Consider the following 16,640-nt stretch of genomic DNA (forward strand, 5'->3'; position numbering starts at 1 on the left):
GTTTCTTACAAGCTACTTTTAAAGTCTTTATTGCACTTACGATCCGAGATGATTGTTGGCGCCATGACTCTCTATAAACGTGTTCACTTGTGTTAGGCGCTCAGGTGTACCGACATCTATCCAATTATCATTGATAACCTCAGCGGTAATTTGAAACTTTATCATCGCTTGCTTAAGAAGTGGGGCCAACGCTGCTGGTTGACCTGACACCAACCCATCAACCAGTCGAGGTGACATCACACTGATACCAGCAAAGGTATATTTGTCTGCTGCGCCAACTGGTTGCTCACTGGCGAGACCGTTATTAATAGCAAAATCACCCCCATCATTATGCGCAGGATTATCAATCAATAATAAATGCGCACGCTGATCCGCACTCAGCGTATAGTCTCGCAGTTGGGTGAAGTCATAAGTCGTCCACACATCAGAGTTAACGAGAATAAATGGCTCGTCTCGTAGTTTACCCGTTTGTAATGCTTGGAAAATACCGCCTGCTGTCTCAAGCGGTTCATCCTCTTCAACCGACCAATGCAGTGTGACGCCGTACTTCGCACCATCCCCCAATGTGTCTATTAACTTATCAGCCAGCCATGACGCATTAATGGCAATATCAGTGATACCAGCCGCCTGTAACGCTTTGATGTGCCAAACAATCAGCGGCTGCCCACCGACTTCGACCAAAGGCTTTGGGGTCTCAAGTGTTAACGGACGCAGACGCGTACCCTTGCCCGCCGCCAAAATCATTGCTTGGGTAATCTTAGGTGTAGACGTTGACATGCATGCTCCTTTTAATATATGACGTAAGCTTTTAGCCTAACTCATGCGTATTTATACTACGGCGAATTTATCTTTATAATTAGGTAGCACGCTATCTTGTAGCCATTGATTAAAAGGGACCACTGCTTGTTTTATCTCATCACTACCCTTATCCGCAAGCCAGTCTAATTCAGTCAGCAAATCACGCATCACTTTGGGAATATCGGCCAAATAGCGGTCTTTGCCATCACGCTGGGACAAGCGAATAAAAATCCCCAGCACTTTTAAATGACGCTGTACACCCATCACATTCACATCGTTCTCAAGCTGCTCAGCGCTTTTCGCTGTGGTTAATCCTGCCTGCTGCTGCAGTTGCCAAAAATCGTTGATCCACTCAGATATTTGACTCTCTGGCCATTCAACGTAAGCATCACGCACCAATGATACCAAGTCATAAGTATAGGACCCTACGACGGCATCTTGAAAGTCAATCACACCTAAGCGCGCGTTATCCGCTTGATCTTGCATGAGATTGCGACTGTGATAATCCCGGTGCACGATGACTTGTGGCTGTAACAAAATCTCTTTTATTAGGGCCGACTTTACATTGGACCACAACGTTTTATCAAGTGCGGCACCAACGTAAGGCATAAACCAGTCACTAAATAAATCCATTTCACGTTCCAATAACGCGCTATCATAATCTGGCAATTGGTGCTGGGATTTTGCCATCTCAATTGGGACGCTCTGTAGCGCCACCAATGTCTGCATTGCCAACTGATAGTACGTATTAATTTGGGCAAGCGTCGCATTAACGAGCAAATGGGCAAATTCTACCGTGCCAAAATCCTGTAATACTAAAAAGCCCTTTGTCACATCTTGTGCGATGAGCGTCGGCACATTGATTGCTGGTGCCATCAATTTGGCGACATTGATAAACTGGCGCAAGGCGTCTTGCTCGTCAGCAGAATCCATGACAATATAACGCGATTCTCCCGTATCATTCTCTCCTAACAACTGGAGACGGTGATATTGACGGGCGCTCGCGTCCCCAGGCAAGCTATCTAGATTAAATACTTGCTCTGTAAATACTTGCTGCAACCAGTTTTCTAACTGCTGTAAGCGATTATTGCTACTGGTTTCAGTCATGTTCGGCTCTAAAGTTTTGTGATCAGTCATAAAAGGCATCATAGGTTAGATATAAGTCAGAAACGAGTAAAGTAGTGATAAGTCGAGCAAATACTTGCTAAAATAGTGATGTCTGCGCCACAGTTGCTGCTATACATAGTCGTATTGAGTTATCATTCAATACCTGTAGTGCTATGCACAATTTTAGCACCCATTTAAAAAACAGCTTGGCTACATTATAAATTTTGGTAAATAGTGTAGCTGATTTGGTTTTTTTTGACTATGATTAGTCGTCATTATATGTAAAATGCCCAAACTCTTAAAATTACATGAGCAATGAGTAGTCTTTTAGCCGGTTATGTACTATTCGATATGACTCAATAGTATGGCGACTAAACTCAGTAACGCAATCCAATAGGCTCTGCAATCATAGGTGTGCCCTTGTTATATTCTCCGCTTTACCAAAGCATCCGCTTGATTTTATTTGGCGCCTTAGGCTTATCAAGTCTAACGGTCAGTGCTGCCATCAATGACACCGACATACAGCCAACGGAGCCGCTAGTCACTGACAGCAGTGTTACCGTAGATAGTAACTATAGTGACATTAGTGACATTCGCTATCAAAACAGTCGTAATTATAAGGGCGATGTTCAGAATAATAAGTATCAACAGGCGGACGCTGGTGCTACGACTGATAACCACTCTTTAGCTAGTGACTTTGATAATCATACTGACAGTAATATTGACAACCCTTCTCTAGAAGTTACGGCCATCAATGATAGCGATCATGACGATTTTGTATCCGCTTCAAACGCAAGAAATGACGAACAAAGCCGTAACGTGACACGAGTCAGTGAGACGATTACCCCTCAGCCTGTTGTAGATCCTCTTGTAGATCATAGTGATCTTAATGTTAATGATGAAAGTATTCAAGACAGTCTGATGCGTTTGGCAGAGTTTTACGAGCTGACACCAGATACTGACACGCCACCGTTAAATAACACGGATGGAACAACAAACACTGAAGAAGACGGCATTCAAAATGCACTAACATCTACATCGACAACTATCCCAAAAGTGGGTAGCAACTTACAGTTATTACCGAATGCTGTGGATAGCGCTCAACGCTGCGAAGGCCAATGGGTGTATCCAAAGAGCAACCCTAACTACCAGCGCGCTGTAAATGAGGCTGGCGTAGCTAATGGCCAGCCAGCACCTAACCTGACAGACATCCCAAACAGTCAAGCGCCTTTGTTTACCGAATCAGACTACGGTTATTACGACAATGTTGACTACGCTGAACTATCAGGTAACGTGATTCTTAATCAAGGTACCCAGCGTATAGAAGCAGAAAAAATCGTACTAGATTTGAGCAATAGTGTGGCTGCTGCTCAAGGCAACGTCATGTTTACTGACCAAGCGACAGGACAGCAAGTGCCACGGAGCAGCTCGCTAAATGATACTCAAGCCAGCTTAGCTGCTCAGGCGTCACAAGGCGGCCTTATCGGTGTCGCAGATAGCTTAGCGTATAATACGGAGACGGGACAATCAACGGCTAATGACGTGGCCTTTGCTAGTGTGGAGTTGCAAGCACACGGCTATGCCAAGCGCTTAAACCGTCCTAATGACAGTCAGTATGAGTTAGATCAGGTGATGTTTAGCACCTGTCCGCCCACCAATCGCAAGTGGCAGTTTGATGCCAAAAGTATTGATTTGAATACCGAGACGGGTCGCGGCGAAGCCTATAATACAACCTTCCGTATCGCTGATGTGCCCGTGTTTTATCTGCCGTATTTTAACTTCCCAATTGACAGTCGTCGTAGTAGTGGCTTTTTATTACCGAATGCCAGTTTCAGTAGTGAAAGCGGCGTCGAACTTGATGTACCTTATTATTTCAATTTAGCGCCCAATTATGATGCCACGCTCAACACCCATATTTACACTGATCGTAACCCTATGCTCTCAGGTGAGTTTCGCTACCTAACCGAAAATTATGGTGAGGGTATTTTTAACGGCTCATACCTGCCCAATGATAAAGAGTATAATGACGAAGATCGCACCAGTTTCTTTTATGATCATTATTGGTCATCTAATAGCATTCCACGGTTAAGCGGTGATGCCAAATACAGCTACGTATCAGACGCAGACTATCTGAACGATTTCGATACGTTAGGCTTATCAGATAGCACCATCAACTTACCACGCCGTGCGCGCGTGAATTACTATAATGATTATGTTGACGGTGAATTAAAAGTAGAAACGTTTCAAACCTTAAATGCGTTTACCGATAATGGACAGCCGTTAAAAGATAAAGACAAACCTTATTCACGATTGCCGCAGCTCAAACTTGATTATCGTCTGCCTTGGGCCAAAAACTTTGACATCACGGGCGTCAGTGATTCTGCTTACTTTAAAAAATCCATCGATGATGGCTCTGAAAATGAAAAAAGTGGCGTCCGTCTTTACAACAAACTCAGCGCTGCGTATCCAATCGAGAAGTCTTGGGGGTATATTGAGCCCAAACTAAGCTTACAGCATCTTTATACGTCATATGATGAAGACAGCTTAGCAGACAACCAGCTGAGTGACGAAGATGGCAGTCAGTCCGTGTTTGTACCGCAAGCCAGTATCGACGCTGGACTGAATTTTTACCAAGCAGGGTCCCCTTTTGGTGCTTTTGACGACACGATGGGTGGCTATCAGTTGCTTAGCCCGCGTTTAAAATACACCTATTCGCCCTATAAGAACCAAAACGACCTCCCTAACTTTAACACGCGTATTGCCTCTATCAACTACGAGCAGCTGTTTTCGGACAGTTGGTTCTTGGGCCATGATCGCTTGCAAGATTTGCATTCAATCACTCCTGGTATTAATTATCGTTACATCGACGCAACGGGTGTGACACGTTTTGATGGTAGCATAGCAGAGCAATTTTATATCGATGATGGCCGCGTCACGCTTGACAATGATCAACCTGTCTTTAGTTCTTCTTCTTCAGGGATGGTTTGGGATACCAGCACGCAGCCTTATAATAACTTTTGGGTTGATGTCAGTGGTGCACTGACCAATGACTATGACTTAAATTATATTACGACTGAGCTGCGTTATCAGCCATCAGACAATAGCTTGTTTAACGTGGGTTTCGTGAAACGTCAACGTGATGAAAACACCAATCAGTTGCCGCTCTCAGCTTTTACAGCATCCGCAGTCTTCCCCATCAATAATAGCTGGCGTATATTGGCTCAAGGTCAATACGACTATAATCGTGATAAAATGCTTGATTCTCTGGTCGGCATTGATTATGAAGATTGCTGTTTTGGTTTTGCAGTTTATGGACGTCGTTACTATAATGACCTAAACGTCAAAGACAAACCAACGCAAGCGATTATGGCAGAGATCAGATTGAACGGTCTTGGTAGTGGTAGCAGCCGCCTAACACGCTTACTGACTGATAAGGTTTTGGGCTTTGAACCTGTCCAGACTGCATGGAAGGACTGATACATTGTTTGATTACCAGATTAATAAATGGTTTGCATAGATAAGATACCGATATAACATTTTTCACCACCCAGTTTGCCACCCTATTATGGATAACGCTGTCTAACATTCGCCTATTAAGTGTGTGGGACAGCATTAACCAACTACCATCCAATGTGATGACATTGATGAGGAGCATCATGAGATTTTTTTCTTTACGTCAAACGAGCCGCGCTGTACTGCTATCTATGAGTGCCAGTTTGGCGCTTACATTAAGTGCCCAAGCTGCTACCGTCAATGCAGCAGTACAAGCAACGCCTCCTGCTGATCAAAGCAGCATTAATCGTTTGACACCAGCCAATAGCACAGACGGCATTATTGCCTTGGTCAATGAAAACGCTATTTTAAAAAGCGAGTTGATCAATGCTATCCAGCAAACCCAAGCACGAGCACAAGCGGCGGGTGAGCCCATGGCTAATTCAGCACAACTGCAATCTGAAGTGTTAAACGCACTCATCCTGCGCGAGCTGCAACTCTCCATGGTCAAACGCGTCGGTCTGAATCCTGATGAAGCGGCTATCAATCAACGCCTTGCTCAAATCGCCCAGACACAGGGGCTTAATAGCATCTCAGCGTTACAGCAACGTCTAGACGCAGCACAACCCGGTAGCTATGCTGCGTTACGTACTCAATTGATTGAAGATGCCGCCATTCAAGCCTTGCAACAGCGCCAAATCAGCAATCGAGTACGCATTAGCGAACAAGATATTGATGCGTTTTTGGCCTCACCTGAAGCCAAGCGCCTAAATCAAAGTGAGTATCAAACCATTCATGTGCGGGTTCCTTACATGGATGACTACAGCCGCCTATCAGACGCTCAGCGTGAGGAAGCATTGAAAGTCGCACAGGCGCTGCGTGATCGTCTGCTTGCACCCAATGTCAATGTCGCTGAAGCTGTTGCAGCCAGCCAAGGCAGCTACCCTATCCCTCTACAGGGGGGCGACATGGGCTTTCATAAAGCGGCGGCCCTTCCTACAGAGCTATCGAGTGAGATTACCAAGCTTGATGTTGGCGCTGTCAGCGCACCGCTAGTGACTCCTGAAGGTATCGACATCATTAAGCTTGCTGACAAGAAATCCAGCGACACCATGCTCATACCGCAGTGGCATACTCGTCATATCTTGGTTAAAGTTGATGAGTTACAGACGGATGCGCTTGCTGAACAAAAAATCAATGATCTGTATGAGCAACTACGTGACGGTGCTGATTTTGCTGGTTTGGCATCGACTTATTCCGACGATCCAGGGTCAGCAGGTCGCGGCGGTGATCTTGATTGGGTCAGCGAAGAAGATATGATCGGCCCATTTGAAGCCATGATGAAAAACACAGCGGTTGGTGATTACTCTGTCCCTTTCAAAACCCAATTCGGTTGGCACATCTTAAAGGTGGACGGCAAACGTCAGCAAGACGTAAGTGACCAATATCGTCGCAACATGGCACGCCAAACACTGTATCAACGCCTAGCACCGCAAGCCAAAGAAGACTGGTTACAAGAGCTACGAGCGGGCGCTTATATCCAAGTACTGGGATAGTCTATCTATCCATGCCTCGATAAGATAAATGATCGCTAATAGTGTTTTGTTAAGAAGGGTATGTGCTAAGGCATGTACCCTTCTTATTTATGATCTAAAGAAATAACTCACCGTCGGTTATCAATGTATGCTTTTGTACTATCTGCCCGTGCGTTAAACTCACTCTCTTATAAATCAATAGTTTACACACAAAGAAAAGCCCCGAACCTAGGGCGATTGGTTCGGGGCTATGGCGTTTCATCTTGTTGTTATTATCTCTTCCATGTGGACTCATCCTAAGTCATAAACAGTAGCTTATATAAGACAGCGGGCTGACCTGAACTTTTATACTACTGCCTCAACACTGCATCCTTGCGTATCCTTGTGTTGATGATTGTATTTTAGTGCAATCCGCTTGATGCGACTAGAGGCTAAAGACCTTATTTCACGTAAGCATATGCTTACGTGCTTATCGAGGCTTTCAATGACACTATGGGTTGTCATGTTAGCACCCTGTTAACCCAAGCCTCTCTGCACGTCTGCGTGCTCCTTTGAGACTTTTTCTCCTTCTTTTTTACCTTCTTCTATTTTACTCTCTGTCTCTTTGCTATCCTCTGCGGCCGCAGTCGGTGCGTTTTGCTCTTGTTGATTCGCTTCTTCTGGGGCATATTGTAAGGTAGTCATGACAGGAAAATGGTCGGAGCCGATAGAAGGCATACGTTGAATGTCTACCACGGTAAAGCAAGCGCTATGGAAAATATGATCCAATGCCCAGCGCAAAAATGGATAATTGGCATGAAAAGTGTTGATGAAATGCCGGCCAATACGTGGGTCTAACAACCCTGATATTCGCTGAAAACGCCTGGTCGTTTTTGACCATGCCACATCATTGAGATCACCGGCCAATATGGCCGTTTGCTCATTCTCTTTTATGTGTTTGCCCACCATCAGTAGCTCGGCATCGCGAGTGGTCGATTTATCCGCTTCCGTGGGGCTTGGTGGCATAGGATGCAAACAATACAACCAAATCACGCGACCGCTTTGCAGGCGTAACTGTGTGTGAATAGAAGGTATGTCATCGATCATCAAATATTTAACTTCAGGGTCAATCAACTCAAGCTTAGAATACAAGTGCATCCCATATAGATTATCCAGAGGTACTTTTACCGTGTAAGGATAGTCAGGTTCGATTTGATGCAGCGCCCTCTCCCATTTTTTATCACTTTCTAGCGTGATTAAAATATCAGGCTGTTTTTGCTTAACCAGATCGACCAGTTTTTGGGTTTCATCATTGGGCGTGAGAACGTTTGAGACCATGATTTTGAGCTGATACGACGCTCCTTCGGGCGTGTCTTTTGCTTCTTGTACTTCTTTTTTCCACAGTTTGGTATAAGGCAATACCATTCTCAGCTGGAACGCTAGAGTGACACTCAATACGATAAACAGCAGCCACTGACCTAGCTGCCAATTTGGCCAAAACGCCAACATGCCAATCCAGGCAATGACACCAAGCACCATTATCTGAATGCGTGGAAACTCAACGCCGCGCACCCACCAGTTATCAAGTGGCATCCAGCCCCAAATCGTCACAAATGCGATGAGCCCTGCGAGCCACTGTACGCTGTAATATAATAGTGAGAGATCCATAGTATGTATTAACCGTCTATTAAAATGGGCATTGAACCCTAAAGTTGATGTTCATTGTTGGTTCAATAGTGAAGTCTTGCTTGGTTTTTATTGAGCTGACGTTAGATGCTTACTTTAGCATTTCATGAGATTATCACCTACTAATGAGTGTCAATTAAGGGGTAAGTGCCATAAAACGTTACAATTTATCGCATCTATGATAGTAAGTATTGCACACTAGCCTTCTTGCTTTTAGACACCATGTGTGTCCCCAAGCAATAGAAGTATCAGCATTATGTTAATAACTTAAAGTTATAATGAACATAGTTAATAGTGTATGAAAAACGCCTAAAAATCGCCAAAACGCCTTGCTTTTTAGGGCCAATCACGGCATTGTTATCGGCTGGCAATGCAATAAATAATTGTAAATAGGATTAGATTTCATGAGTAATTTAACAGTAGGCTTGGTAGGCTGGCGCGGTATGGTCGGGTCAGTATTGATACAACGTATGCTTGAAGAAAAAGACTTTGACGGTATTACACCTGTATTTTTTTCGACCAGTAATGCAGGCGGGGATGCGCCAAGCTTTGATGGTACTCAAACCAGCCAGTTAAAAGACGCTCATGATATTGACGCACTAGCAGCTTGTGATGTGATTATTACTTGCCAAGGCGGCGATTACACCTCAAAAGTTCATCAGCCATTGCGTGATAGTGGCTGGAATGGCTACTGGATTGATGCGGCGAGCACATTGCGCATGGAAGATGATAGCATCATCATCCTTGATCCAGTCAATCGCACCGTCATTGACAGCGCACTCGCCAACGGCAAAAAAGACTTCATCGGTGGTAACTGTACGGTATCTCTGATGTTAATGGCCATCGGTGAGCTGTTTAATAAAGGCTGGGTGGAATGGGTCAGCGCGATGACGTATCAAGCAGCAAGTGGCTCTGGTGCCAACAACATGCGTGAGCTAATCAGTGGTATGGGTCTGCTGCATGACACCGTCCGAGACGAGCTGGCTGATCCTGCGAGCGCTATCTTAGATATCGATAAAAAAATCGCCCAAGCTCAACGCTCAAATGACTTTCCTAGACAGTACTTTGGTGTGCCATTGGCTGGTAGCTTGATTCCTTATATCGACGCACAGCTAGAAAACAAGCAATCAAAAGAGGAATGGAAAGGTGGCGTTGAAACCAATAAAATTCTTGGCAATGACCAAACCAATACGGTTCCTATCGATGGCATGTGTGTACGCATTGGCGCGATGCGCTGTCACGCTCAAGGTCTGACCATCAAGCTAAAAAAAGACATTCCATTAGACGAGATCGAAGCAGCTCTTAAAAACAGCGGCAACGAGTGGTTAGATTTGGTCGAAGATGACAAAGAAGCGACTATGAATCGTTTAACCCCAGTGGCAGTGACAGGGACGCTAACGGTTGCGTTAGGTCGCTTGCGTAAGCTTAATATGGGACCTGAATATCTAGGCGCGTTTACTGTGGGTGATCAGCTGTTATGGGGCGCGGCTGAACCATTGCGCCGTATGCTTAACATTATCCGTGAGCAAAAAAACTAATACCCGTATATTAAAAGCTCAAAAAAAGACAGCCCATGCTGTCTTTTTTTTGCTTTATTTTGGCTGATACGCAATCATCACTTCATTGCGACGCATAAAGGGTAGCGTCCATGGCGGATTATAGCGTGCCAACTCAGGTACGCCCGTTATGGTTAAGTTGCGCTCTTGCATCCAAGACCGCAATTTCTCCGTTTTATTCGCTACTTTTTGACTGCCTGCCAACCCTGAAAATTTAATGACCCCGTAATTTTGCGGGGGCACTTCCACAATCTCAACATTTGGATTGTTTGGTTTAGGCAGCGTTTGCATCGTGTAGTGACTGGGCATCGTAAACTGTACGCGCCATTGACCATTCGCTTTTTGCATACTGACTGGTGCCGTCATAGCAATTTTTTGAGAGTCATTACTGTCTGTTTTGGGATCAGGCTGCATCGTAACGGGCGCCGTCATCGCAATCTTGCCACTCTCCCCGCTAGGCGCTGTATTGTTACCAAAAATATAGTCCGCTAATACTTTAAACCCTTCACGACTAGCGCTTTTTTGATCCCCTGTCACCCAAGTTTGCGCCACCAGTTGCTCATCGTAACGCCGCAATTCAAAGTCATCTTCTTGCGACAAAACCGTATAGTCTGGCTCTTCGGTAGCCATAGCGCCTCCTGATGTCAATAATAAACCACTTAGTAATAAGTAGGATGCCTTTTTCATAGTGTGTCTCCAGCGTCTCAAATCATGGTCTGGTGATTCGTCATCGTTCACCAACTGTTTTATACTTTACCAACTATCCTGTCGTCATGTCTGTATCTTTTGGTTGTAGCAGAGTGATATGGATAAGGCTCATCAATGAGATTAAATATCCATATCCAAAAAAAACCTTAACAATGCTATAATTGGCGCTATTTTCATAGCTTAAATAGCGGTTATCATATGCAATTTGTCTTACATAAAACGGCCAGCGGTGAAACGCGTGCACGCCGTGGTACGGTTCATCTCAATCATGGCGATGTGCAAACGCCAGCTTTTATGCCTGTTGGCACTTATGGTACGGTCAAAGGCATGCTCCCACGTGATATCGAAGCCATCGGTGCTGATATCGTTTTAGGCAATACCTTTCATCTGTGGTTACGCCCAGGTACTGAAGTGATTGATAAGTTCGGCGGTCTGCATAAATTTATGCATTGGGATAAACCCATTCTGACCGATTCCGGTGGCTTCCAAGTATTCAGTCTAGGTGCCATGCGTAAAATCACCGAAGAAGGGGTTAATTTTAAATCACCCATCGATGGCGCCAAGGTATTTCTCTCACCAGAAAAATCCATGCAAATTCAGTACAGCTTGAATTCAGACATCGTCATGCAATTCGATGAGTGCACCCCTTATCCCGCCACTCACGACGAAGCGAAAAAGTCTTTAGAGCTCTCACTACGTTGGGGACAGCGCTGCGTTGATGAGCACAAAAGACTGGGTAGCACCAATGCCCTATTTGGCATTATCCAAGGCAGTATGTATGCCGATTTGCGCCAGCAGTCACTCGATGGTCTACTCGATATCGGCTTTGATGGTTATGCCATCGGTGGCTTATCCGTGGGTGAGCCAAAGGATGAGATGATGGATGTCTTGGACTATATCCCAGATGATATGCCAGCAGACAAGCCGCGTTATTTGATGGGTGTTGGTAAGCCAGAAGACATCGTCGAGGCCGTGCGCCGCGGTGTTGATATGTTTGACTGCGTGATGCCAACGCGTAACGCACGTAATGGTCACTATTTCGTCACGGGCGACACTGACAATGCTGGCATAGTACGTATCCGTAATAGCCAATACCGTAATGATGAAGGCCCTCTAGACCCAGAGTGCGACTGCTATACTTGCCAAAACTTTAGCCGTGCTTATCTCTACCATCTAAATAAATGCAAAGAGATGCTAGGTGCCCAGCTGGCGACTATTCATAACTTGCGCTACTATCAGCGCTTGATGCAAGGAATCAGAGACGCTATTGAGCAGGACTGCTTTGATGAGTTCGTAAATGAGTTTTATAGCAAGCGTGGACAAACCGTTCCTGAACTAAATTTGCGCTAAGCATAATATTTTTTAGACTCATACAAGTAACAAAAAGGGCTTAAGAATCATCTTAAGCCCTTTTTATTATTGAGTGTTTTTCAAACCAAACAAGCAAATACTTTTCATCAGTCGCTATGCTATCCCATCAATGAGGTAACAAATACAACGATAACCGCGATAGGGGCAATAAACTTAGCAACGACTTGCCAAACTTTCCATGCACCATTAGACAAGCCAAGCTCTTGCTGAATACTGCGTTGATCCATTTGCCAAGCAAGGAAGATAATCGCTGCAAGACCCGTTAAAGGGAGGATAAACTTACTGGTAATTTTATCCAAAGCATCAAAGATCCCGTTGCCCATAATGGTGAACTCAGACCATAGGTTAAACGATAACAATGCCGCAACGCCCAATAGCCAAATCACCGTACTTGCAACGATGGTTGATACCGTACGGCTCATTGGCGTACGCTCTTCTAAAAACTCAACCGTTGGTTCAAGCAGTGAAATTGACGAGGTAAGAGCCGCAAAAGTAATAAGTAAGAAGAACAGGGTACCAATGATAGTGCCTGCGCCCATGCTACCAAAAGCAATCGGTAAGCTAACAAAGATAAGACCAGGGCCTGAAGCAGGATCTAGACCATTGCTAAAGATAATTGGGAAAATGGCTAGACCAGCAGCCAACGCAATAACCGTGTCCAAAATCACAACCGTTCGTGCGGTTTTAAGCAGGTTCACTTCACGGCCCAAATATGAGCCATAAGCAATCATAATACCCATACCGATAGACAGTGTGAAGAAGGCATGACCCAGAGCCGCGAGCATGACATCCGCCGTCAGCTTACTAAGATCTGGCGTAAACAAGTAAGCCACTGCCTCACCAAAGCCTCCATTCACCACGTTATAACCAACGATAACGAACAGGATAAGCCCTAATAATGGCATCAAAACCTTCGCGGTCTTCTCAATACCGCCCGTCACGCCAATACCAACGATAATGGCCGTCAAAATCATAAATACCGTGTGCCAAATCGTCAATGTACCGGCGGAAGCTAACATGGCATCAAAGGTCGCAGCGACAGAATCACTGTCTTGGCCTGCAAAACTTCCTGTACCCACTTTAGTAATATAGTTGAGTGCCCAACCACCAATAACACTATAAAAAGACAGAATTAAGAAACCACCTAAAATACCGGAAGCACCTATGATACCCCAATTGCGTGACTTGCCTTCACTTGCCGCAACATCAGCCAAAGTATTGATGGGGTTTTTTTGACCACGACGACCAATTAGCCATTCGGCGACCAAAATCGGAAAACCTACCAGCGCGATACAGAATAAATAAGCGATAACGAAAGCAGAACCACCGCTTTCACCAACCATGTATGGAAACTTCCATATATTTCCTAAACCAACTGCCGACCCGACCGCTGCTAATACGAAGCCAAAACTTGAGCTCCACTGTGCATGTTCTTGTTTATTGATAGCCATTTTTTCCGTCCTCGTGCTCCAATTAACGTCGCTGATAATCTTCCTTGATTATCATAAAGCGCCACTCACAATCTCAGGCACTTTAATAAACGCATCAATGTGAGGCGTCCAGCAACATTAAGAAAGAATTGTTTACAATATCGTAAACGCTCAGTTTCTGCTAAGCGACCAAAAAAGTCAAGTACTCATAAACATAAAAAGCCATAACAATTGGTTATGGCTTACGGTGGTTTTTTCTATCGTTGACAAGAGTTTGCCTGATTAAAATACCAACGCTACATTCAGTCTTAAACAAAACTTCTCTACATTTTTAACGCACCACACCACGACGACTTTTCTGTAGTGAGTCGATGAGCAGTTGAATTTTCGGCTCTTTTGGGAGCAGCTCATTGTTTAACACTTCTAGCGCTTGTACCGTCGTCAAACCTGATCTAAAAATCATACGATAAGCTTGGCGTAACACATCGATGGTCTCTTTTGACCAGTCTTTACGGCGCATCCCTTCCACATTGAGACCATGCGTTTTTGCTGGATTGCCAGAGACCATCGTGAAAGCAGCCACGTCTTTTAAAATCAGACTCGCGCCCCCGATCAAGCTATAATCATCAACCGTACAGAACTGATGAATACCGGAGTTACCCCCAATAATCGTGTGATCCCCAATAGTCACATGTCCTGCGACTCCGACATTATTGGCCAGTACGTTATGGTCGCCAATCACACAGTCATGAGCCACATGCGTATTAACCATCAACAAGTTATGGCTACCAATTTTGGTAAGTTCACTGTCTTGGGCTGTACCACGGTGTAGGCTACAGGCCTCACGAATGGTATTATGATCACCAATCTCAAGCCACGTACGCTCACCAGCATATTTCAAATCCTGGGGGTCTTCACCAACGCTTGCAAACTGATAAAACTGATTGTGTTGACCAATACGAGTCAACTTGGTCACAACCACATGTCGGTGCAAAACCGTGTGTGCGCCAATGGTCACCTCATCACCGACAATACAATACGGACCAATGACGGCCGTCTCATCAATTTGAGCGGATGGTGAGATGAGTGCGGTTGGGTGGATCTGACTCATAATTTGGGCCTTTGTATCATCTGATGCGAGTAAATGGTAAAACAAATACAGCCAATTTAACTTTATTAAATAAAATAAGCATGACGCTGCTGTTAACCATGGTTGCTAACTATCATTTTTACTGCTCATGTTAATAGGAGTCGCTAAAGATTTTGATTAACATGAGCATAATAGCAGTCATTAAGCTTTACTGTGCTTGCCGAGCAATCATTATTTGGGCACTAGCAGCAAGCTCGTCTTCGACATGTACCGTACAATCAAACTTGTAAATACCATGCTTTTGCATCACTGTTTTGGCACGAATAACCAACTGATCCCCAGGAATGACTCGGCGCTTAAAGCGCACCTTATCAACGCCTGCGAACAGATATAGATAGCCATCTTCTGCGGTCAGGCCAGCACTAATAAATCCCAGCACGCCTGAGACTTGCGCCATCGACTCTACCATTAACACCCCTGGCATGATCGGTTCATCAGGAAAGTGACCATTAAAAAACTCTTCATTAATAGTCACGTTCTTAACACCGGTAATACACTCTCCTGGTGTGCAAGCGATGATCTTATCGACCAGCAGAAAAGGATAGCGGTGCGGCAGGTAATGCTTAAGGGTATGGTAAGTTAGCGGCAGGGTAAGACCTTGCTCAGCCAAGCTTTTAATCTCGTTATCAGTTGAACTATCTATATCGTTGCTGCTCATAGCGGCACTTCCTTGCTGTGTTTGTAATTTTGATGACTTGTTTGTATTTATGCTATTCACGACCAAGCTGACGGAAACGTACCGCTGCCCGTCGCCAATTAGCCGTCGGCATCGCAGCCGTTCCAGAGGAATAGGAACCAGACTTTTTAATGGATTTGGTGACCATGGTCATTCCAGATAAGATCACATCATCGGTGATCTCGATATGACCTGTAATACCGACAGCGCCGCCAATGATGCAGCGCTTACCGATACTGGTACTACCAGCGATACCCGTTTGAGCCGCGATGGCCGTACCATCACCAATACGCACGTTATGCGCCACTTGTACCAAGTTATCGATAATAACATGATTACCAATCACCGTATCATCAATGGCGCCGCGGTCAATACAGGTTTGGCTACCGATTCGCACATGATCGCCAATCACGACACGACCTAGTTGCGCAATGCGCTCCCAGCCAGTAACACTAGGGTCTCTGGTTGGTGCAAAGCCAAAGCCCTCTGAGCCAACACTCACGCCAGCGTGTAATCGCACATGGCTACCGATAACGCTATCGTGCCCGATAACCACTTGCGACTTAATCACACAATCAGGCCCAATCTTAGTATTTGCCTCAACCACCACATTCGCATCAAGTGAGCTGCGCGCACCAATTTGTACATTATCACCGATCACACAAAAAGGGCCAATATTGACGTGATCGCCGATGACGGCGCTATCGGCAATCACCGCACTAGGGTGAATACCGTTAGACAATGAATCACGAGCAAACAACTGACTGGCGCCCGCATAAGCCAAATAAGGACTGGTGACTACCAACGCGACAGCGCTCGCTGGCACTTGATCACGATACTCTGCCGTGACCAATACCGCCCCTGCTTGCGTGTCCGCCAGACTAGCAATGTAATGGGGATCCGCTAAAAAGCTTAATTGCTCATGATCAGCAGTGGTTAAACTACCAACGCTACTGAACTCTTGACGTAACTGTTCAGCGCCAATCTCTGCCTTGTTCACAATAGGCTGGCGCTGTTCAATTTGAGTGATAAGTTGCTCAATCGTTATCATAGTTACTATTAACATTATTATAAATAAGGCAATCGCCAAGCTGAGAAATCATCTTGGCGACCTACTAATTTCTAACTGACACTTTATATATCTACATCGTT

12 protein-coding genes are annotated in these 16,640 nt (G+C 45.0%); 4 read left to right on the forward strand and 8 right to left on the reverse strand.

Translation table 11 applies throughout. The annotated features are described in order from the left end of the window. Positions 1 to 36: 36 nt before the first annotated feature. On the reverse strand, positions 37 to 777 hold the full coding sequence (gene murU, locus JFC06_RS07270) for an N-acetylmuramate alpha-1-phosphate uridylyltransferase MurU (RefSeq protein WP_198334510.1): 741 nt from the start codon (positions 775 to 777) through the stop codon (positions 37 to 39). Positions 778 to 828: 51 nt separating this feature from the next. Continuing rightward, positions 829 to 1,935 (reverse strand): aminoglycoside phosphotransferase family protein, encoded by a 1,107-nt coding sequence (locus JFC06_RS07275; protein ID WP_198334511.1) that lies wholly within the window; start codon positions 1,933 to 1,935, stop codon positions 829 to 831. 390 nt (positions 1,936 to 2,325) lie between these two features. On the opposite strand from JFC06_RS07275, the gene JFC06_RS07280 reads away from it, so the two are divergent. Then, positions 2,326 to 5,382, forward strand: coding sequence for an LPS-assembly protein LptD (locus tag JFC06_RS07280; protein ID WP_198334512.1), 3,057 nt, complete (start codon positions 2,326 to 2,328; stop codon positions 5,380 to 5,382). A 179-nt stretch (positions 5,383 to 5,561) separates the two neighbouring features. Further along, a complete protein-coding gene (locus JFC06_RS07285) occupies positions 5,562 to 6,953 on the forward strand; it encodes a peptidylprolyl isomerase (RefSeq protein ID WP_198334513.1) in 1,392 nt (463 codons plus the stop codon). 495 nt (positions 6,954 to 7,448) lie between these two features. Here the strand turns inward: JFC06_RS07285 and JFC06_RS07290 are convergent, their stop codons facing one another. Beyond that, positions 7,449 to 8,579, reverse strand: coding sequence for an endonuclease/exonuclease/phosphatase family protein (locus JFC06_RS07290; protein ID WP_198334514.1), 1,131 nt, complete (start codon positions 8,577 to 8,579; stop codon positions 7,449 to 7,451). Positions 8,580 to 9,001: 422 nt separating this feature from the next. On the opposite strand from JFC06_RS07290, the gene asd reads away from it, so the two are divergent. After that, positions 9,002 to 10,135, forward strand: a complete 1,134-nt coding sequence (asd, locus tag JFC06_RS07295) for an aspartate-semialdehyde dehydrogenase (protein WP_198334515.1) — start codon at positions 9,002 to 9,004, stop codon at positions 10,133 to 10,135. A gap of 54 nt (positions 10,136 to 10,189) precedes the next feature. Here the strand turns inward: asd and JFC06_RS07300 are convergent, their stop codons facing one another. Beyond that, entirely contained in the window at positions 10,190 to 10,783 is a 594-nt protein-coding gene (locus JFC06_RS07300; RefSeq protein WP_265088177.1) for an SOUL family heme-binding protein, read from the reverse strand. 276 nt (positions 10,784 to 11,059) lie between these two features. Here JFC06_RS07300 and tgt point away from each other — a divergent pair, with 276 nt between their 5' ends. Then, the gene (gene tgt, locus JFC06_RS07305) at positions 11,060 to 12,211 is read left to right on the forward strand and encodes a tRNA guanosine(34) transglycosylase Tgt (protein WP_198334517.1); all 1,152 of its coding nucleotides are present in this window, start codon (positions 11,060 to 11,062) and stop codon (positions 12,209 to 12,211) included. 119 nt (positions 12,212 to 12,330) lie between these two features. Here the strand turns inward: tgt and JFC06_RS07310 are convergent, their stop codons facing one another. The 4 genes from JFC06_RS07310 to lpxD all read right to left on the reverse strand — a co-directional run bounded on the left by JFC06_RS07310 (position 12,331) and on the right by lpxD (position 16,539). Then, the gene (locus JFC06_RS07310; protein ID WP_198334518.1) at positions 12,331 to 13,683 is read right to left on the reverse strand and encodes a sodium-dependent transporter; all 1,353 of its coding nucleotides are present in this window, start codon (positions 13,681 to 13,683) and stop codon (positions 12,331 to 12,333) included. Between the two features lie 310 nt (positions 13,684 to 13,993). Further along, positions 13,994 to 14,773: an acyl-ACP--UDP-N-acetylglucosamine O-acyltransferase gene (lpxA, locus tag JFC06_RS07315; RefSeq protein WP_193005771.1), complete on the reverse strand. Its 780-nt coding sequence runs from the start codon at positions 14,771 to 14,773 to the stop codon at positions 13,994 to 13,996. A 187-nt stretch (positions 14,774 to 14,960) separates the two neighbouring features. Then, a complete protein-coding gene (fabZ, locus tag JFC06_RS07320) occupies positions 14,961 to 15,470 on the reverse strand; it encodes a 3-hydroxyacyl-ACP dehydratase FabZ (RefSeq protein ID WP_198334519.1) in 510 nt (169 codons plus the stop codon). Positions 15,471 to 15,522: 52 nt separating this feature from the next. Further along, positions 15,523 to 16,539 (reverse strand): UDP-3-O-(3-hydroxymyristoyl)glucosamine N-acyltransferase, encoded by a 1,017-nt coding sequence (gene lpxD, locus JFC06_RS07325; RefSeq protein ID WP_198334520.1) that lies wholly within the window; start codon positions 16,537 to 16,539, stop codon positions 15,523 to 15,525. Between the last annotated feature and the right edge of the window lie 101 nt (positions 16,540 to 16,640).

Origin of the sequence: Psychrobacter namhaensis, from assembly GCF_016107545.1 — a bacterium.
Lineage (GTDB): Bacteria > Pseudomonadota > Gammaproteobacteria > Pseudomonadales > Moraxellaceae > Psychrobacter > Psychrobacter namhaensis.

What these genes read in the sequence shown, in the direction of transcription:
- murU (WP_198334510.1), bottom strand. Translation starts at nt 777, where the DNA reads ATGTCAACGTCTACACCTAAGATTACCCAAGCAATGATTTTGGCGGCG.
- JFC06_RS07275 (WP_198334511.1), bottom strand. Translation starts at nt 1,935, where the DNA reads ATGACTGATCACAAAACTTTAGAGCCGAACATGACTGAAACCAGTAGC.
- JFC06_RS07285 (WP_198334513.1), top strand. Translation starts at nt 5,562, where the DNA reads ATGAGATTTTTTTCTTTACGTCAAACGAGCCGCGCTGTACTGCTATCT.
- JFC06_RS07290 (WP_198334514.1), bottom strand. Translation starts at nt 8,579, where the DNA reads ATGGATCTCTCACTATTATATTACAGCGTACAGTGGCTCGCAGGGCTC.
- asd (WP_198334515.1), top strand. Translation starts at nt 9,002, where the DNA reads ATGAGTAATTTAACAGTAGGCTTGGTAGGCTGGCGCGGTATGGTCGGG.
- JFC06_RS07300 (WP_265088177.1), bottom strand. Translation starts at nt 10,783, where the DNA reads ATGGCTACCGAAGAGCCAGACTATACGGTTTTGTCGCAAGAAGATGAC.
- tgt (WP_198334517.1), top strand. Translation starts at nt 11,060, where the DNA reads ATGCAATTTGTCTTACATAAAACGGCCAGCGGTGAAACGCGTGCACGC.
- JFC06_RS07310 (WP_198334518.1), bottom strand. Translation starts at nt 13,683, where the DNA reads ATGGCTATCAATAAACAAGAACATGCACAGTGGAGCTCAAGTTTTGGC.
- lpxA (WP_193005771.1), bottom strand. Translation starts at nt 14,773, where the DNA reads ATGAGTCAGATCCACCCAACCGCACTCATCTCACCATCCGCTCAAATT.
- fabZ (WP_198334519.1), bottom strand. Translation starts at nt 15,470, where the DNA reads ATGAGCAGCAACGATATAGATAGTTCAACTGATAACGAGATTAAAAGC.
- lpxD (WP_198334520.1), bottom strand. Translation starts at nt 16,539, where the DNA reads ATGATAACGATTGAGCAACTTATCACTCAAATTGAACAGCGCCAGCCT.